This window comes from Domibacillus sp. PGB-M46 (genome assembly GCF_022668875.1).
GTDB lineage: Bacteria > Bacillota > Bacilli > Bacillales > Domibacillaceae > Domibacillus.
In genome coordinates, this window is sequence record NZ_JAKGCR010000009.1 from 65,135 (window position 1) to 89,215 (window position 24,081).

General features: G+C 39.2%; 22 protein-coding genes, 2 pseudogenes and 2 riboswitches. Of the genes and pseudogenes, 9 read left to right on the forward strand and 15 right to left on the reverse strand.

What is annotated here, in order from left to right:
* Window positions 1–349: 349 nt before the first annotated feature.
* Window positions 350–1,078 (reverse strand): MurR/RpiR family transcriptional regulator, encoded by a 729-nt coding sequence (locus L2D08_RS12895; RefSeq protein ID WP_242234234.1) that lies wholly within the window; start codon window positions 1,076–1,078, stop codon window positions 350–352.
* A gap of 262 nt (window positions 1,079–1,340) precedes the next feature.
* Here L2D08_RS12895 and L2D08_RS12900 point away from each other — a divergent pair, with 262 nt between their 5' ends.
* Window positions 1,341–2,669, forward strand: a complete 1,329-nt coding sequence (locus tag L2D08_RS12900; RefSeq protein WP_242234237.1) for a 6-phospho-beta-glucosidase — start codon at window positions 1,341–1,343, stop codon at window positions 2,667–2,669.
* Between the two features lie 110 nt (window positions 2,670–2,779).
* On the opposite strand, the gene L2D08_RS12905 is transcribed toward L2D08_RS12900, so the two are convergent.
* Together L2D08_RS12905 and L2D08_RS12910 are read right to left on the reverse strand one after the other, a co-directional pair.
* Window positions 2,780–2,953: a hypothetical protein gene (locus tag L2D08_RS12905; RefSeq protein WP_242234238.1), complete on the reverse strand. Its 174-nt coding sequence runs from the start codon at window positions 2,951–2,953 to the stop codon at window positions 2,780–2,782.
* A 220-nt stretch (window positions 2,954–3,173) separates the two neighbouring features.
* The gene (locus tag L2D08_RS12910) at window positions 3,174–3,782 is read right to left on the reverse strand and encodes an RsfA family transcriptional regulator (protein WP_242234240.1); all 609 of its coding nucleotides are present in this window, start codon (window positions 3,780–3,782) and stop codon (window positions 3,174–3,176) included.
* A 1,106-nt stretch (window positions 3,783–4,888) separates the two neighbouring features.
* Between L2D08_RS12910 and L2D08_RS12915 the strand changes: the two genes are divergently transcribed.
* Window positions 4,889–5,317, forward strand: a complete 429-nt coding sequence (locus tag L2D08_RS12915) for a hypothetical protein (RefSeq protein WP_242234241.1) — start codon at window positions 4,889–4,891, stop codon at window positions 5,315–5,317.
* 644 nt (window positions 5,318–5,961) lie between these two features.
* Here L2D08_RS12915 and L2D08_RS12920 read toward each other — a convergent pair.
* Complete coding sequence (locus L2D08_RS12920; RefSeq protein WP_242234242.1) at window positions 5,962–6,231, reverse strand: hypothetical protein; 270 nt, start codon at window positions 6,229–6,231, stop codon at window positions 5,962–5,964.
* A 174-nt stretch (window positions 6,232–6,405) separates the two neighbouring features.
* Here L2D08_RS12920 and L2D08_RS24680 point away from each other — a divergent pair.
* Window positions 6,406–6,468: pseudogene (locus L2D08_RS24680) on the forward strand (hypothetical protein); the annotation flags it as partial.
* An 87-nt stretch (window positions 6,469–6,555) separates the two neighbouring features.
* On the opposite strand, the gene L2D08_RS12925 reads toward L2D08_RS24680, so the two are convergent.
* The 5 genes from L2D08_RS12925 to L2D08_RS12945 form a co-directional block, all read right to left on the reverse strand.
* Window positions 6,556–7,599 carry an S-layer homology domain-containing protein gene (locus L2D08_RS12925; protein WP_242234243.1) on the reverse strand — a complete coding sequence of 348 codons (1,044 nt, stop codon included), beginning with the start codon at window positions 7,597–7,599 and terminating at the stop codon, window positions 6,556–6,558.
* 125 nt (window positions 7,600–7,724) lie between these two features.
* The gene (locus L2D08_RS12930; RefSeq protein WP_242234244.1) at window positions 7,725–8,132 is read right to left on the reverse strand and encodes a hypothetical protein; all 408 of its coding nucleotides are present in this window, start codon (window positions 8,130–8,132) and stop codon (window positions 7,725–7,727) included.
* 31 nt (window positions 8,133–8,163) lie between these two features.
* Window positions 8,164–8,349, reverse strand: coding sequence for a hypothetical protein (locus L2D08_RS12935; protein ID WP_242234245.1), 186 nt, complete (start codon window positions 8,347–8,349; stop codon window positions 8,164–8,166).
* A 1,277-nt stretch (window positions 8,350–9,626) separates the two neighbouring features.
* Window positions 9,627–9,797 (reverse strand): hypothetical protein, encoded by a 171-nt coding sequence (locus L2D08_RS12940; RefSeq protein WP_242234246.1) that lies wholly within the window; start codon window positions 9,795–9,797, stop codon window positions 9,627–9,629.
* Window positions 9,794–10,105, reverse strand: coding sequence for an IDEAL domain-containing protein (locus L2D08_RS12945; RefSeq protein ID WP_242234247.1), 312 nt, complete (start codon window positions 10,103–10,105; stop codon window positions 9,794–9,796). The genes L2D08_RS12940 and L2D08_RS12945 overlap by 4 nt, the downstream gene beginning before the upstream one ends.
* Window positions 10,106–11,130: 1,025 nt before the next feature.
* Window positions 11,131–11,217, forward strand: a riboswitch (cyclic di-GMP riboswitch).
* 52 nt (window positions 11,218–11,269) lie between these two features.
* On the opposite strand from L2D08_RS12945, the gene L2D08_RS12950 reads away from it, so the two are divergent.
* Entirely contained in the window at window positions 11,270–11,971 is a 702-nt protein-coding gene (locus L2D08_RS12950) for a response regulator transcription factor (RefSeq protein ID WP_309241344.1), read from the forward strand.
* 229 nt (window positions 11,972–12,200) lie between these two features.
* Here the strand turns inward: L2D08_RS12950 and L2D08_RS12955 are convergent, their stop codons facing one another.
* Window positions 12,201–12,800 (reverse strand): RsfA family transcriptional regulator, encoded by a 600-nt coding sequence (locus L2D08_RS12955; protein WP_242234248.1) that lies wholly within the window; start codon window positions 12,798–12,800, stop codon window positions 12,201–12,203.
* Window positions 12,801–13,456: 656 nt separating this feature from the next.
* Between L2D08_RS12955 and L2D08_RS12960 the strand changes: the two genes are divergently transcribed.
* On the forward strand, window positions 13,457–13,921 hold the full coding sequence (locus L2D08_RS12960; RefSeq protein ID WP_242234249.1) for a C40 family peptidase: 465 nt from the start codon (window positions 13,457–13,459) through the stop codon (window positions 13,919–13,921).
* A gap of 243 nt (window positions 13,922–14,164) precedes the next feature.
* Here the strand turns inward: L2D08_RS12960 and corA (L2D08_RS12965) are convergent, their stop codons facing one another.
* The 3 genes from corA (L2D08_RS12965) to L2D08_RS12975 all read right to left on the reverse strand — a co-directional run bounded on the left by corA (L2D08_RS12965) (window position 14,165) and on the right by L2D08_RS12975 (window position 18,248).
* Window positions 14,165–15,136: a magnesium/cobalt transporter CorA gene (gene corA, locus L2D08_RS12965; RefSeq protein ID WP_242234251.1), complete on the reverse strand. Its 972-nt coding sequence runs from the start codon at window positions 15,134–15,136 to the stop codon at window positions 14,165–14,167.
* A 224-nt stretch (window positions 15,137–15,360) separates the two neighbouring features.
* Window positions 15,361–15,523, reverse strand: a riboswitch (M-box (ykoK) riboswitch).
* Between the two features lie 71 nt (window positions 15,524–15,594).
* Entirely contained in the window at window positions 15,595–16,548 is a 954-nt protein-coding gene (gene corA, locus L2D08_RS12970) for a magnesium/cobalt transporter CorA (RefSeq protein WP_242234252.1), read from the reverse strand.
* 518 nt (window positions 16,549–17,066) lie between these two features.
* Window positions 17,067–18,248 carry a NupC/NupG family nucleoside CNT transporter gene (locus L2D08_RS12975; RefSeq protein ID WP_242234253.1) on the reverse strand — a complete coding sequence of 394 codons (1,182 nt, stop codon included), beginning with the start codon at window positions 18,246–18,248 and terminating at the stop codon, window positions 17,067–17,069.
* A 74-nt stretch (window positions 18,249–18,322) separates the two neighbouring features.
* Between L2D08_RS12975 and L2D08_RS12980 the strand changes: the two genes are divergently transcribed.
* The 3 genes and pseudogenes from L2D08_RS12980 to paiA all read left to right on the forward strand — a co-directional run bounded on the left by L2D08_RS12980 (window position 18,323) and on the right by paiA (window position 19,400).
* The gene (locus L2D08_RS12980; RefSeq protein WP_242234255.1) at window positions 18,323–18,502 is read left to right on the forward strand and encodes a hypothetical protein; all 180 of its coding nucleotides are present in this window, start codon (window positions 18,323–18,325) and stop codon (window positions 18,500–18,502) included.
* 92 nt (window positions 18,503–18,594) lie between these two features.
* Window positions 18,595–18,849 (forward strand): annotated as a pseudogene (locus L2D08_RS12985) (MarR family transcriptional regulator); the annotation flags it as partial.
* A gap of 32 nt (window positions 18,850–18,881) precedes the next feature.
* Window positions 18,882–19,400 (forward strand): spermidine/spermine N(1)-acetyltransferase, encoded by a 519-nt coding sequence (paiA, locus tag L2D08_RS12990; protein WP_242234256.1) that lies wholly within the window; start codon window positions 18,882–18,884, stop codon window positions 19,398–19,400.
* A 161-nt stretch (window positions 19,401–19,561) separates the two neighbouring features.
* Here paiA and L2D08_RS12995 read toward each other — a convergent pair whose 3' ends face one another.
* Window positions 19,562–20,284: a DUF3221 domain-containing protein gene (locus L2D08_RS12995; RefSeq protein WP_242234258.1), complete on the reverse strand. Its 723-nt coding sequence runs from the start codon at window positions 20,282–20,284 to the stop codon at window positions 19,562–19,564.
* 223 nt (window positions 20,285–20,507) lie between these two features.
* Window positions 20,508–20,849 carry a Na-translocating system protein MpsC family protein gene (locus L2D08_RS13000; RefSeq protein ID WP_242234259.1) on the reverse strand — a complete coding sequence of 114 codons (342 nt, stop codon included), beginning with the start codon at window positions 20,847–20,849 and terminating at the stop codon, window positions 20,508–20,510.
* Window positions 20,850–21,138: 289 nt separating this feature from the next.
* Between L2D08_RS13000 and fdhF the strand changes: the two genes are divergently transcribed.
* Window positions 21,139–24,078, forward strand: coding sequence for a formate dehydrogenase subunit alpha (gene fdhF, locus L2D08_RS13005; protein ID WP_242234260.1), 2,940 nt, complete (start codon window positions 21,139–21,141; stop codon window positions 24,076–24,078).
* Window positions 24,079–24,081 lie beyond the last annotated feature (3 nt).

Sequence of the window (24,081 nt, forward strand, 5' to 3'; positions counted from 1 at the left end):
TTTACTTCTGACTTTTTCAAACACTTTTTTTGATTCCTATCTCTCTCAGAGATTAGTTTAATTATGCATAAAGTTGAATATTTGCTTACAAGTGCTTAATACTTCCATGGAGAGAGGATAGATAATCCAGCGAAAGTCCGGAGCAGCCTCCTCTGTTGCAGTGGAAATGGGCCATGCCACAGTGAGCAGTATCATAGGAATGAAGAAGGATCAGATTATACAAAAACTCCCTTATAGGAAGGGTAAAAAGCACAACTAGCTTATAAGCTGTGCTTTTTCAGGCAGCTATGTGCCTTTAATTTTGTTAGATAGATTTCTGTATGGGCAGCGGTAAAAAAATGACCCGCATTTAACGGGAATGCAAAAGAGCATGCATGTTCCTCGCAATAGATTCAATTAAATAAAGCACAGGCAGCTGTGTGGTAATGTTTGTATAATGATGACGTTCTTCCGTAATATAATAAGCGATATTAATTTCAGACATTTTAGCAAGCGCACAGTCTTTGTTATTGGTGATACTGACGATGCGGCTGCCCTCTTTTTTAAGTTTTCCAGCTAAATCTACCGTGTGCTTGTGTTCACCGCTGATCGACAGGGCAAGCGTTGTCGTCTCCCGCAAATCATCGTAGACCGGAAAAAAAGGATCGCTCATATACGTGGAGAATTTTCCTAACCCAGAAAAATAATGGGATCCATATTGAGCAAGAATACCGGAGCTGCCGCTGCCTGCAAAAATCACGCTTTTGGAGGCAGCAGCCAGCCTGGAGATTTCTTGAATGTCCGCTTCAAACCGCCCCTCAAACGCTTTTTCTGCAAATTCCGCAAAGGTATAATGCGAACTTTTAATGTTCTTTTTCTTATCCATTTCCAGGTCTATTTTTAATTTCGCTTTTAATTCTGCGAAGCCTTCGCAATCTACTTTCCGGCAGAAACGTGAAATAGTCGAAGGTGAAACATGCGTGGCATCCGCCAGATCACGGGCACGCATATGGATGACTTTCTCTCGATTAGAGGCAATATATTGGTATAAAATCGTTTCCAATTCATTAAACGATAAAATGTGTTCATAAGTAAACAATCAGATCCCTCCACCGCACAATCTTAAAAAAATTATAACACGGATAAGGCTGCTGCTCTTCCTTGTTTGATTATTCTTTACTTCGAAAAAGGATGAAGCCTTCAATGGCGGCCTTTCACTAGCTTTTGCATTGCGTGTAACACGTTGTTACTAAATTGTAACAGTCATCTTCTGCTGGAATAAAAAACGCAATAGCCCGAACACCTTCCCTCCTTATCTTAATCACGTTACCATAAATATATCAAAAGTGGAGGTGCAAGAGATGACAAAAGGAATTAAAATTGCCACTATTGGCGGCGGATCGAGCTACACCCCTGAACTGGTTGAAGGATTTATTAAGCGGTATGAGGAACTGCCTGTACGCGAACTCTGGCTTGTGGATATTGAAGCCGGAAAAGAAAAGCTTGAAATCGTCGGCACTCTTGCCAAACGAATGATCGAAAAAGCCGGGCTGCCCATTGACGTTCATTTAACACTCGATCGCCGGGCTGCTTTAAAAAATGCTGACTTTGTTACAACACAGTTCCGTGTCGGCCTTCTTGATGCACGGGCAAAGGATGAACGCATCCCTTTAAAATATGGCGTGCTTGGGCAGGAAACAAATGGACCGGGCGGCTTATTCAAAGGACTGCGTACGATCCCAATTATTTTGGATATTTGCAAAGACATGGAAGAGCTTTGCCCGAATGCCTGGCTTATTAACTTTACCAATCCAGCCGGCATGGTAACTGAAGCCGTTCTGCGTTATTCCAATATCCAAAAGGTGGTCGGGTTATGCAACGTGCCGATCGGCATGGAAATGGGCATTGCCAAACTGCTTGATGTGGACCACTCGCGTATTCGGATTGATTTTGCCGGTTTAAACCATATGGTATATGGGCTTGATGTGTTTGTAGACGGAAAAAGTGTGAAAGACAAAGTCATTGAGCTCTTAACAGACCCGAATAACAGCAGTTTTGTGAAAAATATCGAAGGCCTTGGCTGGGAGCCAGAATTTATCCGATCATTGAATGTCTTAACATGCCCTTACCACATGTATTACTACAAAACGAAAGACATGCTGGAAAAAGATGCAAAGAACGCACAAGAAGAAGGTACACGGGCAGAAGTTGTGCAGAAACTGGAACAGGAATTATTTGAGCTTTATCAAGATCCACAGCTCGATATCAAGCCGCCACAGCTTGAAAAACGCGGCGGTGCGTACTATTCCGATGCAGCGGTTCGTTTGATTACCTCTATTTACACGGATAAAGGAGACATCCAGCCGGTGAATACGCGCAACAACGGCGCCATTGCCGGTATTCCAGACGATTCGGCTGTTGAAGTAAGCTGCGTGATTACGAAAAACGGACCAAGACCGATCGTCATGGGAGAACTGCCAGTTGCGGTACGCGGCTTGGTGCAGCAAATTAAATCGTTTGAACGTGTAGCAGCAGAAGCTGCTGTAACAGGCGATTACGAAAAAGCCATATTAGCGCTTGCAATTAATCCACTAACCCCTACCGATACCATTGCCAAAGAAATTGTAGATGAAATGCTCGAAGCACACAAAGAGCACCTTCCGCAATTCTTTCAAAAAGTAAACGCCTAAAAGAAAGCAGAAACTAGATCACTTCTATTTACTTACAAAGGTACGTTCAAAAAAGCACAGCTTCTGCTGTGCTTTTAAAAATATTCGCTTTATAACGAGCTATAAATCATTCAGGATGATGGCTTCTTTTTTTCTTCTATAACCGATAAAACCTGAGCTTCTGCTCCGTATTCTAACCGAATGGTTTTTCTCGCATTCGCGGATGTTCTTGCAGTGACAGGCTTGATTTGCTTTTCTCCCTTTATTTCCATTTCAACAAGGAAGCATTTTGATCCACATCTCATGCATATTCCTCCTTTTCGGCCTTCAGTCTTTTTGGCATTATTGTAAAGTAAACTATCTTTAAAAGAAAAGCAGGAAGTATTTTTGATTTCTTTATGATGGCGGAGATAGGATGTAGAAAATGTCTCTATAGTGGGGCAGATAGAACCAGAGAAAGTATAACAGCTGATACTCATACTAATCCTACCCGCAAAATAAAAAGCGCAGAATGCACTGCACTTTTTATTCTGCAATTTTCTCTAAATGATCATTATTTTCAAGCTGCAGGGTGGATTTCTGGGCTGATTCATCACCTAACACGACCATTTTTCTCGCGCGGTCCATGATTTTAACTAATTCTTCATAGTCTTGCTGCATCATGAGGGCTCTTTTTTCAAGCTCCTCATATTTTGTTTCTATCGCCGCTTTCTCACGTTTGATCATTTCAAGTTCTCTTTGAAGGATTTCGCAATCTGCTTCAGATGCATTTATGTTTTGCAGGAAAGCAATAATCTCTCTCATCGTAAGGGCTGGAGAACCTATAGCTGCATTTGTGTTTTCACCTGCAAAGCGGTCTCCCGAAATGACTTGCATGCTTGAAGCCCGTTCTTTTTTTTGAAGGCTACGAAAATATTGTTTCCTTTGTTTGCGCGCAAGGCCCAAAGCTTTTTCGTATTGCTTCCGAATCACAGCATTCCAGCGGAACCCGCAGGCTGCTGCCGTTCTGTTCAGTGTATCTCCTACTTCTTCAAACGCTTTCAGCTGAGTACTTCCCTCGCGCACATGGCGCAATACCGTTTCTGCAAGGAGCAAATCATTTTCTTCCGACCAGGCATCTTGTCTCATTTTCATTGGTTATCTCCCCTTTTGTTCGAATTGTCCTTTCAACAAGATGGCCGCTTCTACCTCCTCTTATACAAATGCACTTAAAAATTATGTATTCCATTTATATTCTGGTGAACTTTAAAATATTTATGAAAATGAAGAGAACAATGACTCTTTTCTTGACGTTTTTAACTGGCATGCAATCTGCTTGTGTATTTAACTGCTTAGGAATTGCTTAAGCACAAACTGGCACTATCGCCCTGCTTAAAGGAAGTAGTAGTTTTATTTCTTCAGGGAGTGTTTTTGACAATTTTGAACGATATAGATGTACTAAAGGTGAAAGTATTTCTTCATTCCTTAAAGTGTTTTAAAAAAATACCCATACTTGCAAACCATAAATTGCTTTATTTTTTGGACGAACTGTTGAATAACAATCTATTGCTGGTTAATTTAATTAGCTGTGCGAAGAAGTAGTTTTCTTTAGTATAATTAGGAATCAAACCATAAAAGATGATTTCTTTATAACTCTGCTTTGCAAGAGAAATTAATTAACAAAAGAGAGCAATAGAGTGAAGATTTTTAAGAACAGGATAAAGTTTTTATTTATTCCTGCACTAATCCTTTGGATAACAGCAGGAACTATCCTTTTAATTTCTCCGTGGTATTTCGGTATTCATAACAATTATAGAAGCATCGCTTATATGCTTATAACCACTGCATTATATTTAAAAGTTTTTGAAAGATATTTAAAAAGAAGGGCATCCAAAAAAGAGTTGATTGGGATAGGTCTTACTATTTTATTTGCTATTTTATTCAGTTTAATGAGTATGTATTTTTGGTAATTTTGAACTCAAGGCTTGATAAAATATCTCTCTTTTTCTTTTTAGAAAATCTTTATACTATTTCTAATCCCGCTCAACAGTTTTGGTCTACTTTTGACCAGTAAAATCGAATGCAAAAAAATGCAATTTTGTTGTATTTGAAGGGGCATCAGCTTTCAAAAAAACCGAAGCCCTTTGCTTCACAGTCTAACGTACGGTTGATTAGTGAGGATGCAGTTATTATTCAAAAAGCTCTTCTAAAGAAGAGTAAAATTGTTACAATGTATTTTTTTTATGAAAGTAGTGAAGAAGATGAAACGTTATCCAAGAACAGGGTTGAAAATAAAAAGCGAAAAAGGTGTACATCCCGAAGTAAAAGCAGAATGTACTAAATTTTGCAATTGGCTGCAATGGCAAATGACATTTGATGTACGTGTGGTTATTTATCTAAAACAAGATACTTTAATAAAAAATCGAACAACGAATGAAATGGCTGCTGCTACCTTTTTTGCACCTTATGATAAGGAGGAAGAGCCTTATATTCGTATTGCGACGGGCAGCTATGAAAAATTAATTGTCGAGTACGGGAAAAAGAATGCATTATATGAAATACTAGATTCCATTGCTCATGAGATCATTCATTATAGACAATGGTTAAATGACGTAAAAATTGATGAAGAAAAGGCAGAGGAAGAAGGATTAAAATTAATGGATCAATACATCGAAACCCTTCAATCCTAAACCTTTAAACAGCATTCATTATTAACGGAAACTGTTGTAACACAAAGAGTTAGAAATGTTATTTAAGGATTGTTCGATTAATATATAAACTTTCTTCAATTTATTAATGATAGCAACCTATATAATTTAACTGACAGTATTGGTCAACGACTCAATAAAATTTACGATCCGCCTCCTGATTGGCATGACCAATCTTTTCTCACAGGTAAATTTTTTTATTTCGATAAGGTCATTCAACCCTTACCTGAGCTTCTCCGTACTATAGAGCGGCTTTGTTGCGTTTCAGAAATTTTGTAGAAGGCTTGGATTTCCCCTGTTGCCCAGTTGTCCACCATGCTTTTTCCTGGTTACACCCTTCTGTTGATAGCTGTAACCTTCTCACTTTTGATTGCATCCTTTTTCGTTCGATCTCTCGACCATCCTTCGCGGCTTTTTCAGCTTTTTAAGGTGCCGAATTTTACATCATGCTTTTTTGCTAATGCAGCAAGCATTGTCTTGGTTCTTTCCCATTCTGATCCGATATAACCCCAATTCGCCACTTCACATCACCACCACCTCCGAGATTGTTTTTAAGCAAAGAAAAAAGCACCCGTTATACGGGTGCAACTGTTTCTTTTTTCTTTTCCCTTTTTCGCTTGGGCGACTTAGTTTAATAAAAGCTTTTGTGCTAATACTACGCCCTCATCTTCAAGTTCTTGCATAATCGGTATAACATTTTTATGAATACCGGTCGTCTTCTCTAATTCTTTTGCATACTCTTTAAACTGTACATCCATCAGAAAAACCCAGGTTTTATTTTCTTTTTTTTCAAATGAAAAGTTCTTTGACTCCAGGTGAAACTCTTCAAATTTTCTTCTGAGTTCTTGTAAAAATACTTCCTGATCATTAAAGTTTATTTGATATTTAAATTGCACTTTTTCACTCCCCTTTTACCTTATATTTTGACAAAGGGTTTAAATTTCCTGCTCCTCATTCGACATAAAATCTGTTATCCTGTTTAATTGACTTCAAAGCGAAGAGTGTGCAACGTGGAAACAGAGTAAGAAATTGATTTAAGTATCACGTACAATATCCGTGAATAACCTGATACTAAAAGCGGCCATTGTGGTAACTACGGCAATGCTCATTTTAAGAGCTCAATTAAAAAATAGTAACCGTAAGAAAGGTACACCCACTGGCATCAGTGAGTGCACCTTTCTTTTTTAGGATATTTATAAAGAAGCTTATAAATTAAAAACTCATTCAGTAATTGTGAAATATGCCGCTAAAGACACCTTTTCTCCTTCATTCATCGATGGATAAAATGTATGACTGACTCTGTATTCTCCCGCTGTGATCAATGTTTTAAAGTCACCAAACCAAAAACCCTTTTTTTGAGTTTCGTCAGCTTCTATGCCGGGCATATCAGTCGGAAACATTAGGTAAGGATTGTATTTTATTGAGACCCACTTATCTCCTTGTTTTTTCTCCAACTTATATATACGACTGTATATATAAGCGAAATCTGCTTTATTAACAAGTGTCACACTTACAGATGTATCAGACGATAATTTATAGCTTTCCTTCCCCGCCGTCATGGTTAGTCCGCCTTGGGAAGAAGGCAGTTCGCCATAAGAAGATGGAGGAGACAAAGCTGGATCACTCAGCCGGGCTACCATCATCGCAAATTCGCCTCGTTTTATGGGGTTATTTGTACCAAACCGTTCAGGCGTTATTCCATTTACAATGCCTGTAGCAACCAGTTTGTTGATAGCCTCCGCGTACCGTCCTGTTGCATCTGTAAAATGATGCACTGGCTCGTTAGGTGTTATCAGCACACCTCTATATGCTCTTGCGAGAATGATGGCAGCTTCTCCTCTTGTGATTGTATCGTTAGATCCGAAAAAGGTTTCCGTTTTTCCATTTACCACTTGGTAATATTGAAGATAGGAAATCGCACTTTTTGCCCGTTCTGGAATGTCCTTAAATGTTAAAGTACTTATAGGTGTAGGAAAGTATTCTTTTCTAAAACCCATACCATGTGCAGCAATCATGGCGGCATCCACGCGCTTGATCGATAGATCCCATCCAAATTTATCTGCACTGACACCATTTAGATACTTGTTATGATAAAGAGCTGAAACTAAGTCCATTCGTTCTTGAGGAACATCCGTAAACGGGAATTCAGATGTAGGTTTAGCATAAATCGGCATGAAGTCTGCCGCCTCCGCTGAAGGATTAGTTGAAGCAAGTACCATTCCCGCAAGTGCAGCAACAGCTATAATACGAGGTACCTTTTTCATTAATATTCCGCCCTCGGTCTTACAAATTTTCTCATTAATTGATGCATCATACAGTACAACAGAAAGCAAAGGAGATTCATTATAAAATAAGAAAAAAACACCCTTGCAGACACTTTGGTAAACAGTTACCTTGCAAGCTGGTTGATGGTAGACTCGAATGCTTCTTTTAAATATATGTCTAACAATTCTTCGCTTAATCCCATATCTTTAGAACGGTCATAAAATCTTCCCTGCTCATACTTTAAAGTTTCCTCACGCCATTGAAATCCTGGCTTTACCTTTACGGTAATTTTATCCTTGTAAAAACGGATAGAGAGTTCCGACTGTTGGTTAAGCTGAATACTCCAGCATTTCTCTTCTATTTTTATTTTTAATGTCTTTCCAGCAACCTCCGCCTCATCCTTCAAGGAGGCTGAAATATCATTAAAATAATTGGAAATTAGGTTATAGGCGCTTTCTTTAGAAAACTTCTCTTCCAATTCATTTTTGAAGGCTTTTTTGCTGAGGTCAATAAATGTTTTTTTGTAACTCACTTTTCATTTTCCTCTTTCTATAAAGTACCATTTATTTAGAAGCAACTGTTTCTCTTTGTTCCTTTACAAATTTTTTTATTTCCTTGTAAAATTCTTCTTCCGTTACGATGTTTTTTTCACTAAGTAAGTTAGACACGGCCATAATATGCGGGGATATGCTGCTCAATTCTTCTATCTGTTCAACGTATTTTTTCAATTCTATTTGTTTTTCACTCATCTTACTACTTCCTCCCTCCTATATATTGCAAGAGGAAGCAATAAAATCCTATAAAAATCGTTCATCAAATTTCGACAAACGGAAGTGATCCCCTGGTTAATTCTATATATTAGGCACTCTCTATATTTGGCCATAAAAAATAGCACCGGTTTGGGTGCTGTTTATCAACTTTGGCGAGAACATTCCCACTTCAACCGTCAGGTAAGTGGGTGGTAGTTCAAACAACTCTACTTATAATAAACCGCCAATCTTCATACACTTTGCGGAAATCGGCATGCATGAACTCTTTAACCGAAAATAAACAGCCATATTCCTTATAACGCTTAAGTGAAGTCGAAAATATACTTTCTGATACGGATGTCTAAAGCTTCGTTATATTCATACATATTGAAATCGAATGCTTTACTATCTTTAGCTGATCTACACGAGTGTCTAGTTTGCGGATTGTAATGAACATAACTAATCAGGATGATATAAACTTCTGTGTAAAGATCGAATTGGTGAGTTTTTTTAAATATCCTTTAAACTTTCAAGATGCTGCACTCTGCTCCTTTTAGGCTTCCCTTCGGAGTGAGCCTCTCCCCGACCTTCACCTTACCCTCACAGACCACCGTCACACATGTATTCCGTATTTCCATTAAATCCAATTCCAGCTTCATTGTGGAAGGAACAATTACAATATCTTTTATAGTCGAGAAGCCCCCAGTCTGTTAAAATAGAAATGCGAATACTATTTAAAGACCCCGGGGCTTTTTGTTTACTACTTCTGAAAATGGGTACATGTTCATTAACCACTCACTTGAACTTGCCCATTCTCTCTTTTAGCCGAGTTTATCTCGGCTTTTTTATTTTGTCTGTATGAAAATTTTTAAACTTACCCATAATAAATGGTATGAGAATACCCCCCATTTTCTCATCCGATAACCCATAACACTATGCGGCCAGAGCCTCCTCTGGCTTTTTTTGCATATTTTTCTTTAAATGCGGGAAATAACCAGTATCAAGGAGTTAAGGAGATCCCCTCTAATTAGCGCTTTTGATGCTCCCTATAGCCTGGGAGCTTGAAAAGCTCCTTGGCTTTTTGTATAAATTTTTATTGAGCAGTCCATAATAGTTGCTGTTAATTCCAAACCCCATTCCCATGAAAGCAACCATTCCTTCAGCCAGGTTCCTCACACCTGGCTCTTTTTTCTGTTTCTAGATCTTGCTTATGATTCAATTATTTGTGACAAAATGAAAGGAAGAAAGTTTTGAAAAGATCATTTAATTTGACCAGCTTAAGTCCGTGCTCCGCCTCTTGCATCCACCCTGTTGACAAATGCGGATTGCGGTGAATAGTTCTCACCGGCTAAACCTTGCTTCAAGTAACGCTCGTATTGCTCCTTGTTTGGTCTCGTCAGATATAAATCATTTGTTTTTTGAAAAACAAAGAGTATCATCCTGCTCAATGACTGCTCCATGATACGCCACTTTTTAATCCTCCCGTCAATTCCTCAAACCATTCTTTGTCTTTCGTCATAAGGGCTAGATCAATGAGCGCTGTTTTATCCTGAATATCATCCAGTAGTGTGCCAATGGGTTTTAGACGATGCTCCTCAAATAGTAACTTCGTTGGCGTTCCCCATATCAATTCGTCTTTTATGATTCTTCCTACTATCGCTAGCTCAATCTGACTGTGGTAACAACCAGTCCTGCTGACATAACCGATGACTGTAAGGTCCCCAATTTTGGCTTTTTTCCACTCTCCGATCTCCAAGGCTGTTTCCCCCTTTTTTAATAAGCAAAAATACAAACTACATTAGGGGGTAAAAAGGCGGTAAATTCATAGATTTCCCTATAATACATGCAAAATTTTGGACTCTATTATATTTGTCTTAACTGAAAAAGTGAGACATGAATAAAACATGCAACTTCATTATTCAAAACTACATTTCACTTCCTCTATCGTTGCAACATATAATACATTTACCCAGATACCTTTTTGCACCTATCTAGAAACTTTTGAAATAACTATTCTCGGTTGGAATAGTTACTTTTTTCATCTATTCATGCTCCTTAAAATTCTATTCTTTCACCTTGCGAATTTTCACTGCTGTTCCTTTAAACTTAAGGTCAGCGCTTCCGCCTTCACTCCCCCTCTTTATATTCTATTACCGCTGCTTCTTGCCCGCTCCTCTGCTCTAGAAGCTTTCTTCGAAGCAGGAAATCCCGGAAAGTTGGCTCACCTTCAACATTGAAAATGACCTACTCTCTCTCTCTGAAAATCTCAAGGCTGCCCACTCTTTTACTCAATATTTGCCAGCAAATACAACACGAAACAAAAGACCAACCTTTCTAAACGAACAATTTCTGTACTTAATAAACCTGCCGAAGATAAATTAAGAGATTTTGAAGAGGCCTCTTAATCAACGGCAGCGCTCTACTACAAAATTTCAATTACCTCTCCTGTACAGCTGAATGTAGAGCTCATTGCCAGGAGGCTCAATTTAAGAGGGTGTATAGCCGTAAGAAAGTATGCAGAGATCGGCGGTCTCTTGATGATCATGCTTCTTTCATTATCTTACCCTCCACTTAGTGCTTTTCTTTGCTAAAAATCTCTTTCTTTTTTATACATTCCTCATTAATAAAAATAGCTTAGGAATGAGTATAATGCTGTTTTATATGCCTTAAACTCCATCTGTCTCCTTTGGCTTGCCCCATAACAGCTCCATTTGTGAGCTCCAAAAACCTCCCGACAAAATTCGACACTTTTATTTTTTATCTTTTTTCCATTATAATGAAAAATGATAAAGGCAAACTTATCGAAAGGTAAGGACGCAAAGCCACGGGTCTATCATTCTTTTGAATCATGACAGCCGGGCTGCCAAATAGGGATTCCTTCCTTGTTTGGACTATTCTTTAATAAAGGAAGGGATTTAACGTGCGGTCTATATCTAATGAATCAAAGACTAAAATCGTTCTTATTGACGATCAACAACTATTTCGAGAAGGGATAAAGCGCATTCTTAATTGTGAAGAAACCTTTGAAGTACTTGCTGAAGGAAGAGATGGCGTTGAAGCAATTGAACTAGCAGATCGTTATAAACCAGATGTTGTAATCATGGATATCAATATGCCAAAGACAAACGGTGTTGAAGCAACTCGTAACTTAATCAGTAAATACCCGAATATAAAGGTTATTATTTTGTCAGTCCATGATGAGGAAACTTATATTATAGGCGCGCTCCAATCAGGTGCTTTTGGCTATTTACTGAAAGAAATGGACACAGAAAATTTAATAGAAGCGGTAAAAGCTGTTGCAAAAGGCGAATCGTACCTGCATCCACGTGTCACACACAAGCTAATTACTGCTTACCGCCGTTTATCAAGTGCGGCAGCTCGTAAAAAAGAGTTTCAACAGCCACCAGTCCGTCTGCCTCTGCATTTGCTCTCCCGCCGTGAAAGTGAAGTGTTACAGTTGTTAGCAGACGGAAAAAGTAACCGGAGTCTTGCAGAAACGCTTTATATTAGCGAAAAAACAGTCAAAGGCCATGTTTATAGCATTCTTCGAAAAATGGATGTCAATGACCGCACACAGGCTGTTGTCAAAGCCATAAAAAATGGCTGGGTTGAAGTTAGATAGATACCTCTACTTCTAATTATCCTAAAAAACAAACAGCAAAAACCACCCCGTTTTTTTAAAGCCGTGGTGGTTTTTTATCATAAAAGTCATAAACGAGTTCACGCAGCGCTATTTTTTGTTTAAAAAAGATGCAAGAAACTCTACTATAATGCGGCGCAGATAACTTTCTGTTTTGTTAAAATTTAAACCGCCTGGACATATGCCCCGCGCTTTAAGCCTAAATGAATAATTATTCCGCGATCTTTTCCAGATTACCGTTTTTCTCCATTTTAGAAGCAGGAGTCGGGTCATTATCAGCTAATAGTACCGTTTGTCTGGCACGATTCATAATCCGCATTAAGGTTTCATAGTCTTCCTGCATCGTAATGTTTTCCTGCTGAGTTTGTTCCAATTTTTGCTGCAATTCAGCTTTTTCTTCTTTTATTGTTGCCAGCTCTTTTCGAAGCTGTTCAACTTCTGCTGCGGGGGCCGCTTTACTCTCTAAATTAGTTAGAAAAGAGATCACCTGAGCTAAAGAAATACCGAGATTTTTGGAATCCCCTGCTAGTGTCTCAACTGTATGGTCTGCCACTTCAATATTTTTCTCTCTTCTAGCGAGCATGTGGAAATAATCTTTTCTTTGTTTTTTAGCTGTGCCCATTTCCCTTACATACTGTTGTCTAACGACTGCATTCCATCGGAACCCGCAGGCTGCGGCCGTTCTGTTCAACCTGTCTCCTGCTTCTTCAAACGCTTTCAGCTGGGTACTTCCCTCACGTACATGTCGTAATACTGTTTCAGCAAGCAGCCAATCATTTTCTTCTGACCAGGCATCTTGTCTTTCTTTCATTGGTTATCTCCCCTTTTATTTAGATATCCTTTTCACCAAGATGGCCGCTTCTCCCGCCCTATATAAAAAGTACTTAAAAATGAAGTATTCCAAGTATATTCTGTTCCACTTTAAAATATTTGTGAAAATAAAGAGTATAGCCAAGTTTTGTTTTAGATTATTAGTTTTTTGCAAACTGCTGATATCTTTATAAAACCTAAGAATGCTCTAAATCTCTCTGGATATAGGCGCGTGAGAACTTTATGATTGGGTACCTAGACATAGCAATGAACTGTGGCCTGAAAACAAAAAACTGAACCCGATCTTGGATCCAGTCTCACCTTTTCTATGCTATCTATTGTTTCTCTTTTTCATTTGTTCAAATAACTTTTTTATCGTAAATTCACACATTATCAATAATTTTACTGGAGCAATACATACGCCGTCTCTTATCTCTTAATCCAGCCGCCTTGTGGCTCATAGATATTTCTCTTCATAGTAAATTATTATTTTTCCCCTTTTTGTATTGAACATTCAATTGTAACTTTTCTGTAATACCAAATTAATATGCCTGTGATTTTCTTTTCATCATTTCCAAGTAAAATATATCTATCAAATACAAACTTAGTTACTCAGTTAAATATTTAGTTATCTAGTTAATATATGGAGGTTTCATTTTGAAGAAAGTAATTGTAAGTTCTATGACAGCAATCACACTTTTGTTTGGCAGCATGACAACATCATTCGTTTCTCAGCCACACGCGGTAGAAGCCGCTTCAAATTATAAACAAAAAGCAATTAGCGAGGGTAAAAAAGTACTTGGCACGCCATATAAATGGGGTGGAACAACAACAAAAGGTTTTGACTGCTCTGGCTTCGTTGGATATTCATTTAAGAAAGCAGGCAAAACGTTACCTAGAACAACTGCTGAAATATATAAAAAAGGAAAGTCTGTATCCAAATCTAACCTTCAAAAAGGAGATTTGGTATACTTTCAAACCTATAAAAAAGGCCCCTCTCACATGGGAATTTATCTAGGCAATAATGAATTTATTCACGCTTCTTCTTCGAAGGGTGTGTCCATTACTACTTTAAGTAACAGCTATTGGAAAAAAAGATACATCGGGGCAAAACGGTTATAAATTAGCTTTTCACAACTTATAAGCAAAAAGAACATACAAAAACTGTTAAAGCGGGGCGTAAGATCTTCTACGCCCCGCTTGCCATTTTCTTGAAGTGTTGTAAGGATGGCCTCATAATCATTCCCTAATGCAAAATAAGTTATTTCCATTCAGATGACAGTTATGAATACTTAAAAATGAAAAAGGCTCATGATTACGCACGAAGTAATCATGAGCCTTTTTCTTCTTACATGTCTTGATTTGTTACAAAAGCTGCTTCTTTTTAAAATATCTCCACATTCCAAACGTCAAAAGGATGAGCGCCAAAAAGATAATAACAGTGGCGAAAGGAGAATCCTGATAAGGGAGAGGCACATTCATCCCGAAAAATCCTGTTACAAAGGTTAAAGGCAGCATAATGGTTGAAATCAATGTAAGAACATTTAATTTTTCGGAGGATTTTGCATTGATGATGGAATAATACGTGTCCAATGCGCTGTTAACCAGATCCCTGAATGTTTCAGTCGCATCGACAATCCGCTCTAGGTGATCAAGCAAATCCGTATAAAATGGAACATTTTCTTCTCTAATACCGAACTTCCATTTACCATTAACTGTTAAAAATATCCTGCGCTGCGGTAAGATCACCCGCCGGATCAATATAATTGTACGTTTTAGGGCTAAAAACTCTTCCGTGACACCCCTGATGGATTCATCATAGATCTCGTTTTCTAACTCATCGATACGAATACTAATTCGGTCTAGAATAGGGAAATATTCATCTGTAATCCCATCAATTAAAGCGTATAAAAGAAAGTCTGCCCCTTTATCCATATATTTCGTACTTCTAGAACAGATTGCATCCATTTGTCCAAGCCATCTTAGCTTGTGCTTATGAATGGTTACCACGTAATTCGGGCCAACGAAAACGTTAAGCTCAAGAGTTGTAATTTCATTATCACTTTCCTCGTTATACCGCAGGGCATGGAGAACGAAAAACTGATAGTCCTCGTAGTTATCCATCTTCGCCCGCGGGCTGTCATGAAGGCAGTCCTCAATGGCCAAAGGATGAAAGTCAAAAATCTTGGCTATTTCATATAATTCACGGCTTTGTACATCATAGATATCAATCCATAATAAACTATCGGCATAGCTTAAATGCTTATGAACATCCGATAAGTTGATATTGGAGACCATTTCTTGTTTATCATTTCGATAAAGATATGTTTTAATCATTGATCATTCACCTCGTTTAATTTATCCGAGGCATTTAAAAGCTGCTGGATTCCTCTTGGATGGTATATGAGGAATAGAAACACCTTGGATGCCTCACTTTGATGCTGTTCTTAAAATGGCTTATCGAATGCGGGTCGTCAGTGCCCATTTTTTCCTCACCTCCAAGACAAATAAAAGGCCCCTTACCAACAGAAAGGGGCCGTAAAAAGTCTATTTACGTTTTACATGTCCCCCCTTGTTGAGTTTTAGCACTGTATAGCATAGGCATGAACCAGCTGCATTAAGAAAAACCTTAATCCGATCTTTCCTGTTGACCCATTGGCGTCTTTCGACATTTTTGGGCAGCAGCGTATCTCTATACAGGAGCCTCACCTAACAGAAGACGTATTGAACTATTAATACTATATGCAACCAGCCACTTTGCGTCAAATGATTTTACAATCAAGATCCAAACTTTTTTATTCGCTGTCAAACCAGCCTTTAGACTTAAACCAAATAAACATTCCGAACCCAATAAAGAACATCATGCCTAAGATTATATAGTATCCAAAGTGCCATTTTAATTCGGGCATATGTTCAAAATTCATTCCATAAATCCCGGCTATAAAAGTTAAAGGCATAAAAATTGTCGTAATCACGGTTAGGGTTTTCATAATATTGTTCATCCGAAAAGAGTTTAACGATATGTAATTGTCTCTTATATCCGAGGTCAGCTCCCGGTTTGATTCAATCATTTCACTCAGCTTGAGGAGATGATCGTATATATCCTGGAAATAAGCCCGCTTTTGCTCCTGAATAATAAACCTTTTTGATTCTAGTATCCTATATATTAACTCTCTCATTGGCACGATGGTTCGCCTTAGCTTCAGCAAATCTTTTCGAACTCCAAATACTTTGTTAATGAGCGTATCCGTCGCTTTTTTTGATCCGTAATAGTTTTCGACAGATAGCAGATAATCCTCCAATTCCTGAACCATCGGAAAAAAACTGTCTACAATTTTATCCATAATTTTGTAGCCTATTTCAACAGGTCTAAAACGATTAACATCGGTAGCCTTCTCAAACATTTCCCATACAGCATTCATTTCTTTCAGGTCTTGAAAATGAAAAGAGACGATGAAGTTCTCTCCCATAAACAGGTCTACCTCATGTGCTTCTAGTGTTTTTTTATTCAGCGCATGAATAACAAGAAAGCTAAGGTTTTCATAGTACTCCAGCTTGGGACGCTGAAGAAAATGTGCGCAGTCTTCAATCGCGAGTGGATGAAACTGAAAATGACTGCTAAGTAAGAGAATCTCCTCTTTAGTCGGCATATTAAAGTCTACCCAATACCAATCCATTTTAACGAGAGTATCCAATGCTGGGTTAATGAGCAGCTGCTTTTCTTTGTCCACAGCAAGTATTCTAATCATAATATTCTCCTGATCCCTGTTTATTTATTCTTTCTAACTCTCAATATCTTTATCTTATTATCCTTGGCTGCACTTTTTACACTCTTCCTCCGTGTGTTCGGTATGTCTGAACAAATAGTTAAGGAAGTTTAAAACAGTTTCTAACCAGAACTTCTTTTTTCTGCCTCTGCTCGGCTCAAAACGCGTTTTCCTCAAACAGTTTAGTGATCAGTGCAAAAAGAAAAACTGAATTCCCTATATTGTACAACAGAGATTTCAGTTTTTCTTTTTTATAATCCGTTTAACTTTATTTTAATCCGTTTAAAACACTGGATATCGGTCATTGAATACTTTAAAACCTGGCTAGACTTTCCCCTTCCCCCCATTACCACTAGTAGATCTTCTTTATGAATAGTTTGAGCCGGAGACAGGGATACGATAACATCGTGGCCACTTACAATGGCCCTGACACTGTTGTTATATGTAGCACGGATATCAAGTTCCTGCAGCCTTTGCCTTTCGTTTTCTTTCCTGTAATCTTAAAGAAACAGACCGACAATTGTTGCAGAAAGAACAGAAGCCATCGTGGCCACCAAAAGCATTTTCAAACCAAAACCGGCCACTCTTGCTCCTTGCTCCTGGCTAAAGCTTTGCACGGTTCCCTGGATGATTCCAATCGATGCGAAGTTTGCAAAACTAATCAGGAATACTGATACGATACCGACTGTTTTGGCAGTTAAGGTGTCCAGTAATGGAGCAAAGCCCAGCATGGCAACGAATTCGTTTGCCAATATTTTCGTTGCCATAACTGCTCCTGCTTGAACAGATTCCGCGATTGGAACCCCCATTACGATGGCAACCGGTGACAACACATAACCAAGGATGGTTTCAAGCTTCATGCCTGTGACCCCTTCAATGCCATAGTTAATCATTGCAAGCAATGATACGTAAGCGATCAGCATTGCGGCAACGATCCCAGCTACTTTAATGCCGTCCACTGCACCATTTCCAATTGCCTCGAACAGAGACTGCTCTCTGACCATTTCACTAATATTAACATCTACATTCTCTTCTTTCACTGGTGCCACGATTGTTGCTAAAATCAAACCGCTCATAATGTTAAGCGGAAGCGCAACTAACACGTACTCTGCCGGGATCATTGTCATATAAGCAGCGACAATGGAAGCAGACACAGAAGTCATCGAGGCTGTCGTCGCAACAAATAACTGGTTTAAGTTAAAACTAGGAAGTTGGTTTTTAATCGCCACAATCGCGCCGGTATCTCCAAAGATTGAAGATGTGACAACAGAGAAGGACTGAATGCGTGGAAGGCCTGTTAGTTTTGCAATTGCCCCACCCAGGTACTTAATGATCAAAGGCAAAATACGGATGTAGTTTAAGATCGACAGCAAGGTTGATGTGAAAACGATCAGCAGCAGTACATTGATAAAGAATACAGTCTGACCTTCAGGAACTAACCCGCCAAGGACAAAGTTAATTCCTTCATTACCAAACATCATTATTTTTGCAAAACCTGCCGCAACGGCTTTAAGGATTTGTCCGCCGATGTTCGTATTAAGCATAAATGCTGCAACGGCCAACTGAAGTACAAACAGAATTCCGATTGCACGATAATTGATATTCTTCTTATCGTTTGATAACAAGTAAGCTGTACCAAACGTAAGAATGATTCCGACGATACCCACTAAAATACTTGTCATGTTGAGTCTCCATCTTGTTGTTTTTGCCTTGCACGAAAAAATACAAGCAGTCGAACAATGAAAGTCATTCACCAATGAAGAAAAAACGAACTGTTTATCCTGCTGTTTTTCAGACCTTTTCTGTATTATGGACAACAGCAGGAGTAACCATGCGTCCGGATTTTCTGCTTTTCAACACCAAAGGTGAAGTTCTGATGTCTGATTGTATAGTGAAAGAAATACCGGCAGTTCATATTAAAATTCCTTATACATAAAAAAGGATATTTCACTTTCCTCCGCCTTTTCAACATTTTTGTTGCAAATGCAACAAAGTTAGGTTAAATTTGATATATAGCATTTTTATTGCATTTGCAACAGAAAATATGTGCTAAGGAGAAAATTCTTCTCGAATTGGAATGACCTTACAAAAGGGCAGTGTTTGTACCTTGTGCGAATACATAAAAACCCCGGAATCATTCAAGAAAGCTAGCTGAAATGATAAAAGCAGGCCGAACAACAGCTGCTCATGCTATAAGAAACTTGAAATTAACGGTTTTGTTTTAATGAAAGATGATGAACATAACAAAAAACAAAAAAACTCTTTCCAATAGAAAAAGAGAAATTATTGCTTATATAAAGGAGCGACATATTAAAATGACTGTAAATATAAAAAAGTGTACCCTTAAAGATTCACACAAACTTCAAGAAATTAGTTATGAAACCTTTAATGAGACATTTCAGCATCAGAATTCACCTGAAAATATGAATGCCTATTTGAAAAGGGCATTTAACTTAAAACAATTAGAAAAAGAATTATCCAATATTTCTTCCCAATTCTTTTTTATTTATTTTAATAATGAAGCCGCTGGATATCTAAAGGTTAATACGGATGATGCTCAGTCTGAAGAAATGGGCGATGAAGCACTTGAGGTCGAGAGGATTTATATAATAAACAAATTTCAAAAACATGGGCTTGGTAAGCATCTGCTAAACAAAGCGATGGAAATTGCGATGGAACATAATAAAAAGAAAGTCTGGCTGGGCGTATGGGAAAAAAATGAAAATGCCATTGCCTTCTATAAGAAAATGGGCTTTGTTCAAACTGGAGCCCACTCTTTTTATATGGGTGATGAAGAACAAATTGATTTCATCATGACCAAAACACTGGGATAACTTTAGTAAAGGCGGGTCCTGAAAGGAACGAGTGTATTGGTTTAAGAAGGATTTTCCAAAAAAAGCCTGTATCAATGATTACTTGGTAACCGTTGATGCAGACTTTGTCTATCTGTAGCTAATTCCCCTTACATATATTTAATCCTTAGCTCTCTTTTTTGTTACTCTTGTACGGTTCTTGCTTTTAATGCATTTGCATTTACAGGTGCAGAGAAGTTGGCTTCATCGTATTCAACCATAACTCTTTGCCCGACGTTTAGGGATGATTTTGCTTTTTCATCGATTTTATTTAAGTTAAATACATAGCCTTTACCCTCATATTTTTCTTTTATAAGAAAATCTATTTGTTCCTGGTTCCCCATTATTTCTTCTTTCTTTATTTCAGTAATTACCCTTATTTCATCCTCGGTTTTTTTCACGATATAGCCTTCTGCCACATAGCTTTCTGGTACCTGTACACCTTCATTTTTAAAAAGCAGTTTTTTTAATTTTTCACTCTGTTCTTTGCTTAGCGTTCCGAAGCCCTCTTCTTCCTCCTCGCTCTGAAAAGAGATGCTGCCATCTTTCAGATAGACTTCGTACTCAAACAACCGTTCAGGCATATTCTCATCATAGGTGTAGAAAAATGTAGCTTCTGCCTTTCTATCCGGTTGAATGTCTGCCATTGCACCCGGCTCCCATCGGACTGCATTAAATGCTTCTCTTATGGTATCTAAATCTTTTCTCTCCGCAATCACAAATTCATTCTCTGGCTGCGCGATTGTTTCCCGCACATCTACTCTGGTCAGCTGGCCCAAATCAAAATCTTTTGGTGCTTCATTGGAGCAGCCGATTAAAAAAAGTGCAGTAAGGCTGATAAAAAGGCAAACGAGTCTTTGATACAATCAGTTTTCCCCCTGAAGTTTCTGGAATCATAATACGTTTAATTTTAACACAGGAATTTAATCACAGAAACTAGAGATCAACCGTATTTTGCCAATCTTTTTTATGCCATGAATACTCCCAAGCTTATTATGTAAAATCGTAAGGCCATTTGATAGTTGACCATCACCGGTTAAACTTTTCTTTACGGTAAAGTATTTTTAAGAGATAAACATCGATAACTGATTATTTAATTGGCTTTTCGAAAATAAAAACAGAGATTGCCAGATCCTCTTCTATTTTAATATCATTAAATAAATGCAGTAATTTAGATCCAACCAGTTCCTCTAAACCTTCCGGCATATTTTCATTGTATAATTCTTGTATCATAACCGTTCGCGCATTATGGATCATTTGCTGCCCTTCTGCTGTCTTTGAAATGAATTTTTCCGATACGGTCAAATTTCCATGCATTTTGGTGACAGCCATATTTTCAACGAAATAGGTATAAATTTTTTCTGGCCCTTTTCCGAATAAATCTTTTCTTACTTTTCGAATAATCTCATTGAAAGCGGCTTCTTTCTTCATCGTCTCTCATCCCTTCTATACAACTATTATACGGTGAAAAACAAAAAAACGAAAAATAATTTCCTTTCCATCTTGTCTTTTCAAGCAAGAGGCGTATAATTATTTTTGAAATAATCAAGATATAAATGGAATTCTTAATAATATTTTGTTAAGGCTCTATTACATAATTTTATGGTGGAATGGCACATTAGTAGGCATATGCTAATTGGTTAATCCAGCACAATAAACACCTTAGAGGTGTTTGCTGTGCTGGATTTTTTTATTCCCTGATAAAAAGGAGAGCACTGCAATGAATCAGGAATACATAAAAATTTATTTGGATCATCAAGAGCACCACGTACAGCCTGGCACAAGTATTTTAGAAGCCGTTAACCAGGCTGGCCTTGCCCTTCCGCAAGTGTGTTACGTGCCGGAAGTGGATCCTATCCAAACCTGTGACACATGTATTGTCGAAGCGGACGGAAAATTGGTGCGTTCTTGCGCAACACCTGTATCTCATGGGATGACTATCTCGCTCTCGTCTGACCGGGCGAAGGCTGCCCAGACAGAAGGAATGGACCGGCTGCTTGAAAACCATATGCTGTACTGTACAGTGTGTGATAACAATAATGGAAACTGCACACTTCATAATACGGTCGAAATGATGGGCATTGAGCATCAAAAATATCCATTTACACCAAAAGCAGATCCAACGGAAGTAGATATGACCCACCCTTTTTACCGCTATGATCCAAACCAGTGTATTGCCTGCGGCCAGTGCGTGGAAGTTTGTCAAAACCTTCAAGTCAATGAAACTCTCTCGATTGACTGGGAAGCAGAACGTCCACGCGTGCTGTGGGATAAAAAGGGGACGACTATTAATGATTCTTCCTGTGTAGGCTGCGGCCAATGTGTCACGGTCTGCCCTTGTAATGCGTTAATGGAAAAATCAATGCTCGGTGAAGCTGGATTTATGACCAAAATGGAACCTAATTTGCTAAATCCGATGATTGATCTTGTCAAAGATGTGGAGCCTGGATACAGCGGCATTTTTGCTGTTTCTGAAATTGAAGCGGCAATGCGTGAAACGAGAACGAAAAAAACAAAAACCGTATGCACCTTTTGCGGTGTGGGCTGCTCCTTTGAAGTATGGACAAAAGGCCGGAAAATCCTTAAAGTACAGCCAACGTCCAAAGCACCTGTTAATGCCATTTCAACTTGTGTAAAAGGCAAATTCGGCTGGGATTTTGTGAACAGCGACGAACGGATTACTACTCCTTTAATCCGCCAAGGTGACGAATTTGTAGAAGCAACATGGGAAGAAGCACTGGATCTTGTTGCAAGCAAGCTCGGAGGCATTAAAGAGCAGTACGGCAGCCATGCTCTCGGCTTTATCTCTTCTTCTAAAATGACCAATGAAGAAAACTACTTGATGCAAAAAATGGCCCGCCAAGTATTTGAAACAAATAACGTCGATAACTGCTCACGCTACTGCCAGTCTCCTGCTTCCTGGGGATTGCAGCAAACGGGAGGCATTGGCGGTGACTCAGGCACCATTAAGGATATTGCGTCTGCAGGCCTTGTTATTTTAGTCGGCTGTGCGCCTGCTGAAGGTCATCCGGTGCTGGCGACACGCATTAAACGCGCGCACAAATTGCATGGGCAAAAGTTAATTACGGTCGACCTGCGCAGACACGAAATGGCGGATCGTGCGGATCTGTTTGTCCGTCCGAAACAAGGAACAGATTATGTATGGCTTGCCGCTGTGGCGAAATTTATGATCGATCAGGGCTGGCATGACCAGGCGTTTGTGGACGAAAAAGTAAACTTCTTTGATGATTACGTTAAAGGGCTGGAGCGCTTTACGCTTGAATTTGCCGAAAAAGAAACAAACATCCCGAAAGAAACATTGATTCAAATCGCAGAAATGATCCGTGATGCAGACGGAACGGCTATTTGCTGGGGAATGGGTGTCACGCAGAATGTGGCGGGCTCCTATACATCCGCCGCTATTGCAAACCTGCTTCTTGTTACCGGCAATATGGCGCGTTCAGGTGCAGGCGCATACCCGCTTCGCGGTCATAATAATGTCCAGGGTGCAGCGGATATGGGTACAATGCCAAACATCTTCCCTGGCTACCAGTCTGTGACAAACGATGAGATCCGCGCTAAATTTGAAAAAGCATATGGTGTTGCCATTTCCCCAAAACCAGGCCTTGATAACATTGAAATGCTTGCCGCAATTGATAAAGGCGATTTAAAAGGCATGTATATTGCAGGCGAAGACATGGCATGGGTAGATGCGGACTCCAACCATACACAGGAGATGCTGGCAAAGTTAGATTTTCTCGTTGTACAGGAGATTTTCTTCACGACAACGGCTCAATTTGCGGATGTGATTTTGCCAGGCGCGCCATCCTTAGAAAAAGACGGAACCTTTACAAATACAGAACGCCGCGTTCAGCGCCTGTACCAATCACTGGAGCCGCTTGGAGACAGCAAGCCGGACTGGTGGATTTTTATGCAGATGGCAAAGCGGTTCGGATATGAATGGAACTATTCTCACCCGAGTGAAATTTTCGCGGAAATGGCAGGCTTAACACCATTTTTCAGCGAGTGTAATTATGATGTATTGGAAGGCTGGAACAGCTTTAGCTGGGGTTCTCCAGACGGAACAGATACGCCGGTTCTCTTCTTAGACGGCTTTAATTTCCCGGACAAGAAAGCGCGTTTTGCCCTATTTGATTACGTACCGCCAGTAGAATATCCGGCAGAGTTTGATTTAACACTTAACAACGGCCGGCTGCTGGAACAGTTTCATGAAGGAAATATGACTAACAAATCAAACGGCATGAACAAAAAGCTGCCAACCGTTTTCGTCGAAGTTTCACCGGAACTCGCAAAAGGGCGCGGTGTAGAAAGCGGCTCACTCGTCCGCCTTGTATCACCATATGGTTCCATTAAGCTGAATGCCCTCGTAACCGACCGTGTTCAAGGCATGGAAGTGTATGTGCCTATGCACTCGACGAGCCATGAAAATGCGGTAAACCTTCTGACCGGAAATGGGTTTGATATTATTACTCATACACCGGCTTATAAACAAACAAAGGTGCGGATGGAAGTACTGAGCGTCAGCGGAGAAAATCCGCTGCCAAAAACAAGTCCAAGAACCAAGGAACGCCACCCTCAAAATGGAGTGGAAGTTGAACGCAAATGGAAACGGCCAGGATATGTTTCACTGGTTGACTAATTG

Coding starts and splice junctions, on each gene's coding strand:
- L2D08_RS12900 (WP_242234237.1), top strand. CDS start 1,341: ATGACAAAAGGAATTAAAATTGCCACTATTGGCGGCGGATCGAGCTAC.
- L2D08_RS12905 (WP_242234238.1), bottom strand. CDS start 2,953: ATGAGATGTGGATCAAAATGCTTCCTTGTTGAAATGGAAATAAAGGGA.
- L2D08_RS12910 (WP_242234240.1), bottom strand. CDS start 3,782: ATGAAAATGAGACAAGATGCCTGGTCGGAAGAAAATGATTTGCTCCTT.
- L2D08_RS12915 (WP_242234241.1), top strand. CDS start 4,889: ATGAAACGTTATCCAAGAACAGGGTTGAAAATAAAAAGCGAAAAAGGT.
- L2D08_RS12925 (WP_242234243.1), bottom strand. CDS start 7,599: ATGAAAAAGGTACCTCGTATTATAGCTGTTGCTGCACTTGCGGGAATG.
- L2D08_RS12935 (WP_242234245.1), bottom strand. CDS start 8,349: ATGAGTGAAAAACAAATAGAATTGAAAAAATACGTTGAACAGATAGAA.
- L2D08_RS12955 (WP_242234248.1), bottom strand. CDS start 12,800: ATGAAAGAAAGACAAGATGCCTGGTCAGAAGAAAATGATTGGCTGCTT.
- corA (WP_242234251.1), bottom strand. CDS start 15,136: ATGATTAAAACATATCTTTATCGAAATGATAAACAAGAAATGGTCTCC.
- corA (WP_242234252.1), bottom strand. CDS start 16,548: ATGATTAGAATACTTGCTGTGGACAAAGAAAAGCAGCTGCTCATTAAC.
- L2D08_RS12975 (WP_242234253.1), bottom strand. CDS start 18,248: ATGACAAGTATTTTAGTGGGTATCGTCGGAATCATTCTTACGTTTGGT.
- L2D08_RS12980 (WP_242234255.1), top strand. CDS start 18,323: ATGAAGAAAAAACGAACTGTTTATCCTGCTGTTTTTCAGACCTTTTCT.
- paiA (WP_242234256.1), top strand. CDS start 18,882: ATGACTGTAAATATAAAAAAGTGTACCCTTAAAGATTCACACAAACTT.
- L2D08_RS13000 (WP_242234259.1), bottom strand. CDS start 20,849: ATGAAGAAAGAAGCCGCTTTCAATGAGATTATTCGAAAAGTAAGAAAA.
- fdhF (WP_242234260.1), top strand. CDS start 21,139: ATGAATCAGGAATACATAAAAATTTATTTGGATCATCAAGAGCACCAC.